The organism is Psychrobacter cibarius (genome assembly GCF_904845955.1).
Lineage (GTDB): Bacteria > Pseudomonadota > Gammaproteobacteria > Pseudomonadales > Moraxellaceae > Psychrobacter > Psychrobacter cibarius_B.
Genome location: NZ_CAJGYX010000001.1, coordinates 1 through 16,109, shown reverse-complemented (window position 1 = coordinate 16,109; position 16,109 = coordinate 1). Strand labels below are relative to the sequence as shown.

At 43.6% G+C, this 16,109-nt stretch carries 17 protein-coding genes; 9 read left to right on the top strand and 8 right to left on the bottom strand.

Annotation, left to right across the window (positions count from 1 at the left end):
• Nucleotides 1-39 precede the first annotated feature (39 nt).
• The 3 genes from ampC to JMV76_RS14655 form a co-directional block, all read right to left on the bottom strand.
• A complete protein-coding gene (gene ampC, locus JMV76_RS00080; protein WP_201501179.1) occupies nucleotides 40-1,215 on the bottom strand; it encodes a class C beta-lactamase in 1,176 nt (391 codons plus the stop codon).
• A 344-nt stretch (nucleotides 1,216-1,559) separates the two neighbouring features.
• Nucleotides 1,560-2,369, bottom strand: a complete 810-nt coding sequence (gene pdxA / locus JMV76_RS00075) for a 4-hydroxythreonine-4-phosphate dehydrogenase PdxA (RefSeq protein ID WP_227689962.1) — start codon at nucleotides 2,367-2,369, stop codon at nucleotides 1,560-1,562.
• On the bottom strand, nucleotides 2,270-2,638 hold the full coding sequence (locus JMV76_RS14655) for a hypothetical protein (RefSeq protein ID WP_227689960.1): 369 nt from the start codon (nucleotides 2,636-2,638) through the stop codon (nucleotides 2,270-2,272). The genes pdxA and JMV76_RS14655 overlap by 100 nt, the downstream gene beginning before the upstream one ends.
• Before the next feature lie 338 nt (nucleotides 2,639-2,976).
• Here JMV76_RS14655 and dnaB point away from each other — a divergent pair, with 338 nt between their 5' ends.
• The 3 genes from dnaB (at nucleotide 2,977) to argF (ending at nucleotide 6,758) form a co-directional block, all read left to right on the top strand.
• Nucleotides 2,977-4,380, top strand: a complete 1,404-nt coding sequence (dnaB, locus tag JMV76_RS00070) for a replicative DNA helicase (protein WP_055124901.1) — start codon at nucleotides 2,977-2,979, stop codon at nucleotides 4,378-4,380.
• Nucleotides 4,381-4,544: 164 nt separating this feature from the next.
• On the top strand, nucleotides 4,545-5,651 hold the full coding sequence (gene alr / locus JMV76_RS00065; protein ID WP_201501178.1) for an alanine racemase: 1,107 nt from the start codon (nucleotides 4,545-4,547) through the stop codon (nucleotides 5,649-5,651).
• Between the two features lie 189 nt (nucleotides 5,652-5,840).
• Complete coding sequence (gene argF / locus JMV76_RS00060; RefSeq protein WP_193012283.1) at nucleotides 5,841-6,758, top strand: ornithine carbamoyltransferase; 918 nt, start codon at nucleotides 5,841-5,843, stop codon at nucleotides 6,756-6,758.
• Between the two features lie 132 nt (nucleotides 6,759-6,890).
• Here argF and rpiA read toward each other — a convergent pair whose 3' ends face one another.
• From rpiA to JMV76_RS00035, 5 genes are all read right to left on the bottom strand, one after another.
• Nucleotides 6,891-7,550 (bottom strand): ribose-5-phosphate isomerase RpiA, encoded by a 660-nt coding sequence (gene rpiA, locus JMV76_RS00055; protein ID WP_201501177.1) that lies wholly within the window; start codon nucleotides 7,548-7,550, stop codon nucleotides 6,891-6,893.
• A 139-nt stretch (nucleotides 7,551-7,689) separates the two neighbouring features.
• Nucleotides 7,690-9,000, bottom strand: coding sequence for an arsenic transporter (locus JMV76_RS00050; RefSeq protein WP_201501176.1), 1,311 nt, complete (start codon nucleotides 8,998-9,000; stop codon nucleotides 7,690-7,692).
• Between the two features lie 81 nt (nucleotides 9,001-9,081).
• Complete coding sequence (gene arsH, locus JMV76_RS00045; RefSeq protein WP_201501175.1) at nucleotides 9,082-9,828, bottom strand: arsenical resistance protein ArsH; 747 nt, start codon at nucleotides 9,826-9,828, stop codon at nucleotides 9,082-9,084.
• Nucleotides 9,818-10,222 carry an arsenate reductase (glutaredoxin) gene (gene arsC / locus JMV76_RS00040; RefSeq protein ID WP_201501174.1) on the bottom strand — a complete coding sequence of 135 codons (405 nt, stop codon included), beginning with the start codon at nucleotides 10,220-10,222 and terminating at the stop codon, nucleotides 9,818-9,820. Before arsC ends, arsH begins: the two co-directional genes overlap by 11 nt.
• Nucleotides 10,223-10,346: 124 nt before the next feature.
• Nucleotides 10,347-10,721, bottom strand: a complete 375-nt coding sequence (locus JMV76_RS00035) for an ArsR/SmtB family transcription factor (RefSeq protein WP_201501173.1) — start codon at nucleotides 10,719-10,721, stop codon at nucleotides 10,347-10,349.
• A gap of 194 nt (nucleotides 10,722-10,915) precedes the next feature.
• On the opposite strand from JMV76_RS00035, the gene ilvA reads away from it, so the two are divergent.
• The 6 genes from ilvA to murB form a co-directional block, all read left to right on the top strand.
• Complete coding sequence (gene ilvA, locus JMV76_RS00030) at nucleotides 10,916-12,469, top strand: threonine ammonia-lyase, biosynthetic (RefSeq protein WP_201501172.1); 1,554 nt, start codon at nucleotides 10,916-10,918, stop codon at nucleotides 12,467-12,469.
• Nucleotides 12,470-12,593: 124 nt separating this feature from the next.
• A complete protein-coding gene (locus tag JMV76_RS15215; RefSeq protein ID WP_227689958.1) occupies nucleotides 12,594-12,971 on the top strand; it encodes an excalibur calcium-binding domain-containing protein in 378 nt (125 codons plus the stop codon).
• A gap of 29 nt (nucleotides 12,972-13,000) precedes the next feature.
• Nucleotides 13,001-13,699, top strand: coding sequence for an FMN-binding negative transcriptional regulator (locus JMV76_RS00020; protein ID WP_201501171.1), 699 nt, complete (start codon nucleotides 13,001-13,003; stop codon nucleotides 13,697-13,699).
• 124 nt (nucleotides 13,700-13,823) lie between these two features.
• Complete coding sequence (locus JMV76_RS00015; RefSeq protein ID WP_201501170.1) at nucleotides 13,824-14,264, top strand: RNA-binding S4 domain-containing protein; 441 nt, start codon at nucleotides 13,824-13,826, stop codon at nucleotides 14,262-14,264.
• A 206-nt stretch (nucleotides 14,265-14,470) separates the two neighbouring features.
• Nucleotides 14,471-14,968 (top strand): low molecular weight protein-tyrosine-phosphatase, encoded by a 498-nt coding sequence (locus JMV76_RS00010; protein ID WP_060491170.1) that lies wholly within the window; start codon nucleotides 14,471-14,473, stop codon nucleotides 14,966-14,968.
• Between the two features lie 134 nt (nucleotides 14,969-15,102).
• The coding region (gene murB, locus JMV76_RS00005; protein WP_201501607.1) for a UDP-N-acetylmuramate dehydrogenase at nucleotides 15,103-16,109 on the top strand (1,007 nt) is incomplete at its 3' end.

Below are 16,109 nucleotides of genomic sequence, written 5' to 3'. Positions count from 1 at the left end.
ACGCCATTTTCATAAGGTCGCCTTGTAACTCATGCTCAATCAATGAGTCATCGCACTTTCTAAAATCGTATACGCTGCTTTGATCCTATCTGCATTTGGATAGTTTTTATTTGCCAGAATGACAATCCCTAATTTTTCGGCAGGAATATAAGCGATATAGCCACCAAACCCATTAGTAGCGCCTGTTTTGTTGACCCAGACGTTGTTTAAAATAGACGTTGGATGATTGTCTATTTTAATGGCTTGAGGCTTTAGCACCACATCCATTGAGTTACCTTCGAGTAAGGTATTTAGCTGAGTAGGATAAGAGTACATCTCCCATCCTAACCCTTGGGTAAAAGTACTCGCCTGATAGTAACCCTTTCTATTATTGTCTAACGCTTGCTGAATATCTTTATCCAGCGGCACCAGCCCCATATTCGCCGCCATAAACTGCGTCATATCTTTAATGGTGGATTTAATGCCATAGGCTTCAGCGTCTAACATGCCAGGATTGACTCGGATAGCACCGCCAACAGCATTATAACCAAACGCATAATCCGCCATTTTGTCATTAGGCACATTGATAAAGGTGTTGGGCATATTGAGTGACGGCAGTATTTTTTCTTCCATCAATTGTGTGTAATCAGCATCCATGCTCAATGCCGATATATAACCAAACAATCCTATGCTGGCATTGGAATATAAACGCTTTGAGTTGACAGAAAAGACTGGCTGCCAAGATTTATAATAACTAAGCAACTCTTTATTGTTTCTGATTTCATCAGGTACTTGTAACGGCAGACCACCAGCTGAATAGGTAGCTAAGTTTATAAGATTGGTGTTGCCAATGGTGCTGTTTTTTAGGTAGGGAATATATTTATCAGCAGTATCTTCTAATGTAAGTGTGCCATTTAATTCTGAATAACTGGCTAAGGTAGCAGCAAACGTCTTACTGATTGAGCCTAGCTCAAAAATAGTGTTTTCTGAGACAGGTATTTTGGCTTTCTTATCAGCCAAACCATAATGATAAAAATGTGATTTGCCATCGATGATGACGCCAAAAGACATCCCTGAAATATCATGCTCATTCATTAGTAATTTGGCTTGTTGATCAACGGTGCTCTTTAGATGGTCATTGTTATCTGCTGCTTGTACTGTTCCAGATAGTAATGATGCTGTCACTAAAGCGGTAAGTCCCACTTGATTTAACAGGGTCTGAAAAGATTGTTTCATTCTAGGGTTTCTCATTTATTCTGATAGATGTACTGATAATTTAGTGAGCATGCAAATAGCGCTTTGCTTTCAGTTCAGATATGCCATCTTACATTATCTCAGAATGCTGAATCCCCGACAATCTTAGCGATTTAGTATCATAGAATGGATCTTTTAGGATTACCCTAGCAGAACCAGCTATTTCAGCCCTCTAAACCTACTAACAGACCACTTAAAACAGACTGGTATAATGGAACCACTTATATTAAACCCTGTTTGATAATTCATAAATAGCCATCATTCACACCAAAGTTACCCAATACTGCGTGATAAATGTCGCTAAGGTGCCGGCTTATGCAAGAGGTCTATTTAATAAGCGATTTATCTGCCATCTCGTTTGCCATTTTTAATGCTTGATACAAGCTAGTGGCACTAGCATTGCCGCGCCCCGCTAAATCAAGCGCAGTCCCATGATCAACCGAGGTACGGATATACGGCAGTCCTAAAGTAAGATTGACGGTATCACCAAAACCATGTGATTTGAGCACCGGCAACCCCTGATCATGATACATAGCAATCACCGCATCACAGTTGGCTAGATGTCTGGGTGTAAATAACGTATCCGCTGGCATTGCCTCTGATATATCGACGCCTACATCGATGAACTCTTGCAACACTGGATTGATAATCTCAATCTCCTCGACGCCTAAATGCCCACCCTCGCCTGCATGTGGATTAAGACCACAGACTAAAATACGTGGCTGCGTTAAGCCAAATTTTGCTTTCATCTCATCGACGACAATTTGTACGGTCTGGCGTACATTGTCAGACGTGATTGCAGCAGGGATATCTTTTAGCGGTAAATGAGTGGTGACAAGCGCGACTTTCATGGCTTGATTGGCGAGCATCATCACGACTTTATCACAGCCACTTTGCTGCATAAAAAACTCTGTATGACCACTAAACATCGTGCCATCTAATAGTTTAATATCGGCTTCTATCAGTGCAGACTTTTGCAATGGTCCAGTGACGATAGCGGCCACTGTTTTATTGGTTGCCAACTGATGGGCAATGTCTAACTGCTTAGCAACCATTGCTGAATTGTGCGTGTTAATTTGTCCGCAGACAACTGGCTCAGCACAAGATATATTAAGCAGAATAAAAGAACTATCCACGTCCGAATATACTGATGTCGCCCTGCATAAAAATCATCTTTGGTAACGATATCTATAGTTTGCCAGATGGGAGGGTTTTTCAATACATCAGCTGCAACCAACTCATCTGCGCGCTTTGTCATAGCGGTGCTATCGGCGGTGACCCAAATTGGGCGTTCAAAATCTTGCAATTTACCCTCAGCCGCTAATAGCAGCACGATATCCATCCCAATACCAGCAGGCTCACCAGTTGTGATTAATAATGGCAATTTTTTTTGTATATCTTGCATCGTAACTACGCCTTTATATTTATATTGAGTCGTGAATTTTATTGTATTTTTTATGGGAAAAATAAGTACTGACACTTATATTGTATAGATGATTTTTTACTTATTACAACCGTCATCTAGAATAGATAGTTGTCTATCGGTGCCGAAAAAAGCCTATTATGTGTTAAACTTTCGCTTTTGATTATAGCATTTACCAGTCAACACCGAGCTCAGGTTTTGGTACTTCAATTATAGTGGCATGTGGCGTTTTATTTGCTGTATCAGCACCCAATGAAACCCTGATATCACATACCCATTTATACCCTCTTTTATATCGACTTTTGACACATTAGGCAATCATGGCAGACAACGAAAAAACCGACGACTTACTCAATCAGACACCGCCGCACAATATCGACATTGAAAAGGCATTGCTCGCGTCCTTAATGAGTATCGAAGAGGCGTACGACAAGATTGCTGATATCGTTACCAAAGATGATTTTTATGCAGGGCGACATCAGTATATTTTTGATGCTATTGCTCATTTAGCGGCAGTCAACGAACCCTATGATACGGTCATGGTACACGACTGGCTTGAAGCACAAAAACTCCTTAAAAGTGCAGGCGGCGATAGCTACTTGGCAGATATTTTGAGCCAAAGTCCTGCGACCTTGTTTAACCTGACCGCCTATGCTCAGCGCGTTCGTGAACTATCTACTCTACGCCAACTGATTACGACTGGCAATGAGATGCTTACGCTCGCCTATAATCCTAAAGACCAAACCGTCAGTGATATTTTAGACAGTGTTGAGGGTAAGATATTTAGCATCAATGAGCAGCATAATAAACGCGCTGAACAACGTGGACCTGTGGGTATTACGGCTGTTTTGACCAACGTTATTGATAAGATTCAAGAGCTAAAATCCAATCCCGATGGCATGATTGGTTTACAGACGCCGTTTGCTGAGTTGAATAATAAAACCCAAGGCTTGCAGGCAGGTGACTTAATCATCGTGGCTGCGCGCCCTTCTATGGGTAAAACCACCTTTGCAATGAACTTGGCAGAAGGTATTTTATTTAACGAAGATCTGCCTGTTGTGGTGTTTTCGATGGAGATGCCTGCTGAGTCTATCGTCATGCGTTTGCTGTCCTCATGGGGCGCGATTAATCAGACGCATCTGCGTTCTGGGCAAATGAATGAAGATGAATGGGCAAAAATGATGAATGCCATTCAGCACTTGCAATCTAAGCACCTTTATATTGACGATAGTACAGCGCTGCCACCCTCTGAGATGCGTTCACGCTGCCGCCGTATCGCCAAAAACCATGACGGCAAGCTTGGCGCCATCGTCGTCGATTATCTGCAGTTGATGAAAGTGCCAAACCTAGATGGCAACCGTGTTGGGGAAATCTCTGAGATTTCACGGAGTCTCAAAGCGCTAGCACGTGAGCTTGAATGCCCTGTTATCGCTTTGTCGCAGCTTAACCGTAGTCTAGAAAACCGCCCTAACAAGCGTCCTATCATGTCGGATTTGCGTGAATCGGGTGCGATTGAGCAGGATGCCGATTTGATTATGTTCATCTATCGTGATGAGGTTTATAATGAGAATACAGACCATAAAGGCGTGGCTGAAATCATTATTGGTAAGCAGCGTAACGGCCCTATAGGTACCATACGTTTGGGTTTTGAAGGGCAATTTACCCGCTTTATTAACCTAACGCCAGAATACTATCAAAACGTCAGTTTCGAAAACGACGAATGATTAATCTTATAAAACTTAAGCCTAATAAAAATCAGCCTGATAAAGACTGAAGCTTAATCGTAAGCGAACAAATAGTTTTTAATAAAATAGCCAGTGCTGCATTAGCCCAATTGATGCAGTACTGGCTTTATAACTTCATAATTCTACTTATAAAGAAGCCAATTATGCGTACTATCACAATCAAACCACAAGCCATTACTCACAACTTAAACCAAGTTAAGAAAATGGCATCAAACTCTAAAGTTCTAGCCATGGTCAAGTCCAACGCTTACGGACATGGCGTGGCAGCGGTATTGCCTGCATTGCAACAAGCAGACGGTGTTGGTGTTGCAACCTTGACTGAGGCGCTAGAAGCTCGGCAGTTAGGCTGGGACAAAACCATTGGTTTGATTGAAGGGGCATTTACCACTGATGAGTGGCAGCAAGCCATTGAGCATGATATTAGCTGCGTGATTCATCATGCACCGCAATTGCAGTGGGCACTCGACAATATCCCACCAGCCAATAGTGCGACCAGAGTGGTTTGGCTTAAATATAATACTGGTATGAACCGTCTAGGCTTCAACGCTGAAGATATTATGGCAGCGGCTAAGCGCCTGCATGAAGCAGGATATCAGCTGATACTAGCCACGCATTTTGCTAATGCCGATGACAGCACTCATCCATTAAATGCGATGCAGATACAGCGTTTTTCAGATGTATTAAGCACTTTGCAAGAGACTGTTAGCAACGATATCAAAGGCTCATTATGCAATTCAGCTGGTATCGTTAATTTTCCAGAGCATCATTATGATTGGGTACGTCCCGGCATTATTTTATATGGTAGCGCCCCTGTCATTGATAAAAGCGCGCATGAGTTAGACTTACAGCCAGCGATGGATTTCAGCGCACAAATTATCGCTCTGCAAACAGTTCAGGCAGACAATGCTATTGGTTATGGCAGTCGTTGGACAGCGCAGAAAGACACTAGAACAGCGCTGGTGAGTGTCGGCTACGGCGATGGTTACCCTCGTGTCATCAGCGATGAAGCCTATGTCACTGTTATAGATACTACTAACGATCAAAGCTACCGATGCGCAGTCATTGGACGCGTGGCAATGGATATGATTGTCATTGATGTCAGTACCGCGCCAGAAGACATTGCGTTAGACAGTAAAGTAATTCTATGGGGCGATGCCCCGCACATCGATGAAGTCGCCGCACATGCTGGTACGATTAGCTACGAGCTACTATGCCGCCTAAGCATTCGCCCAAATCGCATACAAATATAATTATGCCGACCTCATCACTATTCATGTAATGTCTGTTTGCAAGACTTATAAATCACGGCAAATTGGACATTTACATTAAGCCTAATTGCGCTATACTAAAAGTTTGTTGTCACCCCAGCATACGCACTGACGCGATGCTATTAAAGACTGATGACGTTTCACTGACTGCGATCGACTGCTAGGATTACTATGAGTTTGCGCCATTTTTTGACCTTATCTGATTTAACCAAACAAGAACTAGAAAACCTTATAAAACGCGCTAGCGAATTGCGCAAGATGCAACACGCAGGCGAGATATATCAGCCGTTTGTTGGTCGTACGCTTGGCATGATATTTGAAAAATCCTCAACCCGTACACGCATCTCATTTGAGACGGGTATGGGTCAGTTTGGTGGTAGTGCTATCTTTTTGTCACCAAATGATACCCAGCTTGGGCGTGGTGAGCCGCTAGAAGACTCCGCTCGTGTCATATCGAGCATGGTCGATATCATCATGATTCGTACCTTTGGTCACGAAAAAGTTGAGACCTTTGCTGAATACTCAAGCGTGCCTATTATCAATGCTTTAACTGACGAATTTCATCCTTGCCAGCTACTGGCTGATATGCAAACCTATTATGAGCATCGCGGTAGTATCGAAAATAAAATCGTTACTTGGGTTGGTGATGGCAATAATATGTGCGCATCCTATATGCAAGCGGCTCATCAGTTTGGTTTTGAGCTACGCGTCGCTGCGCCTTATGGGTTTGAGCCTGACCCTGAGCTGATGAAACGCTTCTCGCATTGCGTCAGTATTGTCGAAAACGTACAAGAAGCCGCGAAAGATTCAAACTTAATTGTCACTGATGTATGGGCAAGCATGGGACAAGAGTCTGAACAAAACACTCGTGCGCGCCGTTTTGCCGCTTATCAAGTCACGCCATCGCTATTGGACAAAGCCGATCCTGAAGTGGTATTTATGCACTGTCTGCCCGCGCATCGTGGTGAGGAGATCTCTCATGATATGCTTGACGATCCACGCTCAGTGGTATGGGATGAAGCTGAAAATCGCTTGCATGCGCAAAAAGCCTTGATGGAGTTCTTATTACAAGACAAAATAAAACTTTAAAAAATATCGCCATAATCTATTTATGGAAGAGTAAGTACGAAAAAGGCAGACCACATTTAGTATGATCTGCCTTTTTATTTTATGATGAACGATAAGCCACTGCTTAACCGATTTTTAACGAGTAAGCATTTTTTAACGAATCAGTGTCGTCACACCATCACTACCTGCTTTCAGCAATACATCAGCTTGATTGGCTGCAAAAATACCATTACACACCACACCCACAATATTATTCAGCTCTTTCTCAAGCGCTATCGGATTACTCACATCCAAATCATAAGTATCTAAGATGACGTTGCCATAATCAGTCACAAAATCTTCGCGGTAAACTGGCTCACCGCCCATACCGGCTAATTGCCGTGCGACATAAGAACGTGCTTGCGGCAGTACCTCAATCGGAACAGGAAACTCGCGACCTAGCACCTCAACGCTTTTGCTCTCATCAACCATACATATAAATTTATTAGAAGCCGCTGCCACAATTTTTTCACGAGTGAGCGCGCCGCCACCGCCTTTTATCAATTGCAAATGCTCATTGACCTCATCTGCCCCATCGATATAAATATCAAGCGTACCAGCAAAGTTCAAATCAACTATCTCAATACCAAGGGCACGAAGTTTGTCTTCAGTGACCTGTGAGCTAGCCACCGCGCCAGCAAGCTTTACAGTTGGCAATAATTCAATCAAACAGTTGACCGTACTGCCTGTGCCTACTCCAAGTATCATGTCATCTTCGATATAACTTAGAGCCGCTTTGGCGGCGGCTTGCTTTTGTGCTTGCTGATCACTCATCATAAATCCTTGGAAAAATAAACGTATCGCTTTAAAAAAAGTAAAGGGTAAAAAGGTAAAATGCGCCGCCATTATACCCGATGAGCTTAATGGATGTCAGCGTAATAGCCACGCTAATCGCAAGACATTCACTCAAATTTTAAAATGTAGATAAATAGGGCAACCAAACAACCAAAGCCAGTAGCGTGACCAATAGTACGGGCGGGGTAATGAGCAGTCCAATCTTCATATACTGTCCCCAACTGATTTTATAGTCTTTTTCTGCCAATACATGGAGCCACAATAAAGTCGCAAGGCTACCGATAGGTGTAAATTTCGGCCCCAAATCATTACCAATCACGTTGGCATAAATCATGAGCTCTCGAGTGGCATCAGGTACTTGCGCATTATCAATCGCCAGTGCACCAACCAAAGTGGACGGCATATTATTCATGACAGAGGCTACAATAGCAGAGAGGAATCCAGTTCCTACTGTTGCGATGACCGTACCCTGCTGCCCTAGCCAATTCAAAACTTGAGCACCATAGGCCGTTAACCCTGCATTGCCCAAGCCATAAACAACCAAGTACATACCGATGGAAAATAACACTATTTGCCAAGGCGCTTGACGCAGGATATCGGATACAGAAACAACGGCATCACGACCCCCTTGCCACCAGCGACCTGCAATTGCCATTAATATTAACGCCGCCACTCCTGTCACAAATGAGATAGCAATGCCCAATGACTCAGTCGTAAAGTAGGCAATAAGTAGCAACGCGAGCAGTGGAAAGGCCGCTTTAAAGACCAGCGGATCTTCAATCGCAGACTCGGGCGCACTCAAATCAGCAATGGAGTAGTGTTTTGGAATGTGCCGCGCATAGACCACCCATAATACGGCCAGCGTCGCCAATACAGAAACAATATTGACCGGTATCATCACTGCTGCATAACGGTCAAAACCAATGTCAAAATAATTGGCACTGACAATATTGACCAGATTAGAAGTGACTAACGGCAGACTTGCGGTATCAGCAATGAAGCCAGTCGCAATGATAAATGCCAAAGCGGATGGTGGTGAGAATTTAAGACGTAGTAAGATAGCGATGACAATCGGTGTCAGTAATAAAGCTGCCCCATCATTGGCAAACAATGCCGAGATAAACGCGCCTAAAATCACAATCATAGGAAACAGCAAACGTCCTTGCCCATTGCCAAGCCTAGCCACATGCAGTGCTGCCCAGCCAAAAAATCCGGCTTTATCTAAGATAAGCGAGATGATGATAAGCGCCACAAAGGTAAAAGTCGCATCCCAAACGATGTCCCACACAATACCAATATCGGAGAGCTGTACCACGCCAAAAGCTAAGGCAATCAACGCACCGCCCATTGCACTCCAGCCAATACCCAGTCCTTTGGGCTGCCATATCACTAAAACCAAAGTCACGATAAATATAATCAATGCCAACATTGAGTAACCTTTTTAGGCTTAATTATTATAAGAACAATTATGTAAGCGCAAGTATTAGAAAATGAAGTATTAGAAAATAAATTAGAGTGATTTTTGATTGACGCGCTGCGACAGCTCCTCTGCGCTTTCTACTCGTTCAGAGTAACGGTCAGTCAGATAGGCTGAGCGTCCACGAGTCAGCCAAGTGAATTTCACCAACTCCTCACAAACATCCACGAGACGCAAATATAAAGGAGACTTGTCCATACGATCATCGTCGTTAAATTCCAAAAAGGCTTTAGGAATAGAGGACTGATTGGGTATGGTAATCATCCGCATCCAACGCCCAAGAATGCGCAATTGGTTGACCGTATTGAAGCTTTGGCTGCCACCGCGGACTTGCATCACTGCCAAAGTTTTGCCTTGGGTTGGACGCACACCGCCTAATGACAATGGAATCCAGTCAATTTGTGCTTTCATAATACTGGTCATACTGCCATGACGTTCTGGGCTCACCCACAGCATACCTTCTGACCACTGCGCCAACTCTCGCAGCTCTTGTACTTTTGGATGATTGGCATCAACAGCATCAGGCAATGGTAAACCCGTCGGATCAAAGGTTCGAACCTCACAACCATACCAACGCAATAGACGGCTCGCTTCTTCACTGGCCAGTTTAGAGAATGAGCGCTGGCGTAGAGAGCCGTATAGCACCAATATTTTAGGCGCATGGCGCGGGTCATTTGTTCCAATTAAAGACTCAATATCGATAGATTGTATACTGTCTACATCAATATTGGGCAAATCACCCAAATCGACTACATCTAAATCTGCTGTTTTATTTGCCATGATAAATCACTTCCCCATCTTCTTTAGTAAAACTACTCACGGGATTCTCTAACAACTCAAATACGCGCTCAGACGGTCGGCATAACGCGGCGCCTTTATTGGTGACCACGATAGGACGATTGATTAAAATGGGATGGGCAATCATCGCATCAATGATTTGATCGTCAGACAGTTCAGAATTGTCTAATCCTAGCTCATCATTGACAGGCTCTTTGCTTCGTAACAGCTCTCTTGGTGAAAGGTTTATCTTTGCCAGCAGCTCAACTAAATGATCACGGCTTGGTGGGGTTTTAAGATATTCAATTACTTCTGGATTTTCGCCTGAGGCTTTCATGATGGCCAATGTATTGCGAGACGTACCGCATTTGGGATTGTGAAAAATTAGTGATGTCATAGTAATTTTACCTATTTTATGAATATTTTTAGGGTATGTCCTCAATCTTAAAAAAATTGACTAAATGAGCTAAAAATGAGGACACGCCCTAGTAATAAAGAGGTTTGTTAAATCTGTTTTGGGCTTACTGATTATTTAAAAGACTGTCTGCATCAGCAGGTTTAGCACGCTCACATCCGCTCAAACTGTCCATAAGAGACGCACATAATTCTGGATGTCCCGCACAACAATCTTGCAGTAAAAACTGAATAACATCCTCCATATGTGCTAGTGATGCACGATAAATTATATGGCGGCTGTGCCGTTGAGACACCACCCACCCGGCTCGGGCCAGCACCGATAAATGGGCTGACATCGTGTTATGTGGTACAGACAGTTGACGAGCAATTTCACCTGCTGGCAGACCAACGGGCTCTTGGCTGACAAGCAACCTAAAAGCTTTTAGACGAGTATCTTGAGAGAGCGCAGCAAAGCTTGCGATAGCATTTATTATTTCCATATGTCCAATAATACAGACATATGGAAATAATTCAATATTTTATTTAAAAAATATTGAGATAAAACCACCCTATCTTTCATCAAAAATTGAAATCGCTGCAAAAACTGCAATAGGGTCTTGCAAGACCGTTAAAATCAGCATAGGCTAATCTATTTAATTTTTCTATTCATCCACACTTTTTATTAGGGAACATTATGCTGTCACATTGGGTACGAGCCATCTTGCAAGCCACCGTCTATGACGTGGCAATTCAAACACCACTTGAAGCGGCGCCCAAGCTGACCCAACGTTTTGCTAATGACATTCGTTTTAAACGCGAAGACTTGCAACCGGTCAAATCCTTTAAATTGCGTGGTGCCTATAATCGAATTAGTCAATTAAGTGATGAGCAAAAAGCACGTGGCGTCATTTGTGCATCAGCAGGTAATCACGCACAAGGCGTTGCTTATTCTGCCCGTAAACTTGCCCTAAACAATATCATCGCGATGCCGACCACCACACCTGATATTAAAGTCGATGCCGTTAAAGCACTGGGCGGCAACGTCGATTTGTATGGTGATAGCTTCGACGAAGCCAACCGCTATGCAATCAATCGCGCTGAAACAGAAGGTCTGACCTTTATCCCACCTTACGATGATGAATTGGTCATTGCCGGACAAGGTACCATTGGTCTTGAGCTCACCCAGCAATGGCGCAATATGGATTATGTGTTCGTCGCGGTTGGCGGTGGTGGTCTCATCTCAGGTGTCGCGGCATTTTTGGGTGAAGTTGCCCCGCATGTCAAAGTGATTGCGGTGGAAGCAGAGCAATCAGCTTCTCTTAAAGCGGCGCTTGAAGCCAATGAGCGCGTTAAGCTTGAGCAAGTTGGGCTGTTCGTCGACGGCGTGGCAGTTGCTCAAATCGGCGAATTGCCATTTGAAATTGTCCGCATGCAAAAGAGTGATAAATCAGGTCCTTTAGTCGAGCCTGAAGTGGTGACTTGTACCAATGACGAAGTATGCGCGGCGGTTAAAGACATCTTTGAAGAAAATCGCAGTATCGTTGAGCCTGCGGGCGCGTTACCCGTTGCTGGCATGAAAAAATATATCGAAGCCCATAATCTGCAAGGTAAAAACTGCGTCGGTATTATTTGCGGTGCCAATATGAACTTTGACCGCCTACGCTATATCGCTGAGCGTACTGAAATTGGTGAGAAAAAAGAAGCCATCTTTGGTGTGACGATTCCTGAGCAGACAGGCGCTTTCTTAAATTTCTGCCGTAGCTTACATGGACGCAATATTACTGAATTTAATTATCGCGCCGATAGTAAAAAATCACCTGACTCTATGGAACCTGCATCAATATTTGTCGGTATCGCACTAAAAGAAGGCGACAAAGAGCGCAAAACCATTCGTACCCAATTGGCAGCTGATGGCTATACAGCTCATGATTTGACCGATGATGATATTGCCAAATCACATATCCGCCATTTGATTGGTGGTCATGCGCATGTTGCAAACGAGCAATTATTAAGTGTGGTTTTCCCTGAACGTCCAGGGGCATTGCTGAAGTTTTTAGAAAAACTGGGTGATGACTTTAATATCACTTTGTTTCATTATCGCAATCATGGTGCCGCCGAAGGTCGCGTACTGGTCGGTTTGCAAGCGTCTGAAGGTAATTCTCGTCAATTACAAGACGCGTTACTCGATATCGGCTATGACTGCACCATGCTCAACGACAATATCGGTTATCAATTATTTTTGAAATAAAAATAGACTATCAATCCATCAATGGCTGTTGTTAATCACTAAAAAGCCGCCATTGATAAATGAACAGTGATTATGCATTGGTAGCTTTCATTAATTCATAGCGACCATGATGAGGTGGTAAACCGTGACTCAAAAGATATTGATCTTTGTATTATTACTGGTTTTAGCACTTTTGGGTTATAAGATGCTGCAACCTAAAAACACGACCAGTAACCCTATCGCTGACGTTGCGACTGATACTCCAGTTGACGCTGCTTTTACCTCAACTGATCTGGATGATATACCGCCAACGTACGTCGACTCAGATGCAACGTCAACATCAGTCTCGGTAGTAAAACCAGTACTCACGTCGTCAGCATCAAGCTTTACCTGTGATGGCCGAAAGCATTGCTCTCAGATGACGTCATGCGCAGAAGCCACTTACTTTGTACAACACTGCCCGAATACCAAAATGGATGGTAATAATGATGGTATTCCATGTGAGCAGCAGTGGTGTCGCTGATTTTATATCAAATATAAACTGAGAACAGCATGCATACTCCTGCTATTTTTGCCGAAGAAAACCTAGAAAACATCATTGGATTTATCGCAGCCAATCCCTTAGCGACCTTGGTTGCTCAAACCAAAGATGGCATCGAAGCCTGCCATAAACCACTCTTCTGGCATAACGATAACTTTATGCCTGATGCTAGTGCTAGTGCTAGTGTTGGTGTTGGTGTTGGTGTTAACTCTAATGCTCAGTACGGCTATCTTTACGGTCATTTTGGTCGTAAAAACCCTATTTATCAGAACACCTTACCAGATACTGCGTGGTTAATTATTTTTCAAGATTCTGGACATTATATTAGCCCTAACTGGTATCCTAGCAAAGCGAAAACCCATAAAGAAGTGCCCACTTGGAACTATCAAAGTGTTCATATTCAATCCAAAATTGAGCTGCTTGAAGACGCCGAGACGCTGAAATGGATATTAGCAACCATGACTGCATGGCAAGAGGTGCTATCCGACCATCCTTGGTCATTAGATGAGGCACCTGCTACTTATATCGATGCTATGTGCCGAGGGATTATTGGCTTTAAGCTGCCCATCGATTCTATACAAGCCCAATTTAAATTAAGCCAAAATAAAACCGTAGAAAATATCACAGGTGTGATTAACGGTTTAGCGCAGTTAAAGACAAATGATGCGGCAGAAATGGCGATGAAAGTTGCCAATCAGAATAATGGCTAAGACGAGACTTTCTCTCTTTACCATAAAATCTATTTTTAAACATTTTGATAGCGCAAGGCTCTTTCAATTTGCAAAAAAAGCACCATTATTATTATCTTACTTTATGGATATCGATGAGGTTTTGATGAGTAAACATAACAAAAACCACAATCAGCCTAACCATAGCCAACCTGATGTCGTGCGTATGCGTCTCGATAAGTGGTTGTGGGCAGCACGATTTTATCGCACTCGCAACCTTGCTAAAGAAGCCATCGAAAGCGGACGGGTACATTATGCGGGTAGCCGCGTAAAGACCAGTAAAGAGATTATGATTGGCGATGAACTACAGATTCGTCAAGGCTCAGCCACTGCCATGACTGAAAAGACCGTCGTCGTTGAAGCACTAACGGCGCAACGTGGTAATGCGCTCGCTGCTGAAGTTTTGTATTCAGAGACTGAAGAAAGCGAAGAGCGCCGCGCTTATCATGCTGAGCAGCGCAAACTTGCCAATCTTGCACGGCCCGATAATAAACCCAACAAAAAAGAGCGCCGTGACCTTCAACGCTTTAAGCACAAACAAGAATAAGCTGGTCAAAGCACGACCTTAGATTATAAATAATATCATCGAAAATTCGTGAACAGATGACCGTATTGTTTAGCTTCTACTCTTGCCATTCAAGGCATTAACCGTTACGCTGACGGCCGATTTACTTAATTAATTGCATGCTAATAAAAGCCGCACCAACATGCCGGTCTCTTATAGCATGTTTTTTTGTTATACAAGGTCATATTATGCTGATGAAAACCTGTACTCCGTCTTCTGTATTATTGGTTTGTTTGGGAAATATTTGCCGATCGCCAACGGCTGAAGAAGTCTTTCGTCAGCAAGCAGCGATTGCTGGATTGTCAATCAAAGTAGATTCAGCAGGAACGAGTGACTCGCATATTGGTCATGCGCCCGACACTCGCTCGCAACGCCATGCAAAAGCGCATGGTTATAAAATCAATAAACTGATCGCCCGCCAAGTCAGTGCCGATGACTTTCGTAATTTTGATTTAATTCTAGCGATGGATACACAGAATTTAGCTGATTTACAAGCCATCAAAGACAGCTTAATAGAAACAGAAGATAATTTGGCTAAGTTGGCTTTATTTAGTGAGGAAGATCCTACTTATGGCGGCGACGATGTGCCAGATCCTTATAAAGGCGATGGTGACGACTTTGAAGAGGTAATTGAGCGTATTGAGTCAAGCGCACAAGCGTGGATTGAAAGCTGGAAAGCTTGCTAACGATAAAGCTAACTTTCTACCACCTTTATATCTTTCATCCTTTATAATAAACACTGTGTAATCCATTATCTATCTGCCACATGGGCCATGTTATGACCTCAGTTTCACGCTTGGGTTCTAGTACTCAATTTGCCATGACCACTGATTTGCCAGCGAGCTTATTGACCCGTGAATTAGTCGATTTGTCACATGGTAATACCATGGCCTTAGCCTGTGTCGCGGATACTGTCGTGACACTGACGACTGAAGCACAGCTTGACGATTTTATGGCAAATTATACAAAAGACATAGCGAAAAACAAGCCATTATTTGTGTTGTCTGGCGGTAGTAATGTGTTATTGCCAGCGCATCTGAATGCTATCGTATTGCAGCCCCAAATGCGCGGCATCAGCCTAACCGCTCAGACAGATAGCCACGTCGATATCGCAGTAATGGCAGGTGAAAACTGGCATGACTTGGTGGTGTATACGGTCAGTCAAGGTTGGTATGGGCTAGAAAATCTGGCACTAATCCCGGGGCTAACTGGTGCGGCACCCGTACAAAATATCGGTGCTTATGGTGTCCAACTAGAAGACTGCTTACAGTATGTACGAGCCTATCACTTACCCACTCAAACTTGGCATCATCTCACAGCCACGGACTGCGAGTTTGGCTATCGTGACAGCATTTTTAAACGTGCGCCTAATACTTGGTTAATCAGCTGTGTTGGATTCAGATTACATACCGATGCAACCAAAATCCTAACCAGCTATGGTGATGTGCAAACCGTTGCACAACGCTATGCCGAGCAAGACGATCGTACGCAGCCAGTGCCTGCGGATATCATGCAAGCGATTATCGATATTCGTCGACAGAAACTCCCTAACCCCAAGCAACTGCCAAATTGTGGTAGCTTTTTTCAAAACCCCATTATTCCTCAATCACACTTTACTGCTTTACAATCAACCTACCCTGCTATCGTCGGCTACGCTATGCCTGATGCCATGGTAAAGGTTGCGGCAGGCTGGTTGATTGAACAGACAGGCTTAAAAGGTGGGGGTATTGCACCGATTGTCACCCATCAGCAGCAAGCCTTGGTGCTGACCAATCATGCCCCTTATCACGCCACTCAAGATGATGTAGCAGATGCCCAACGACATAT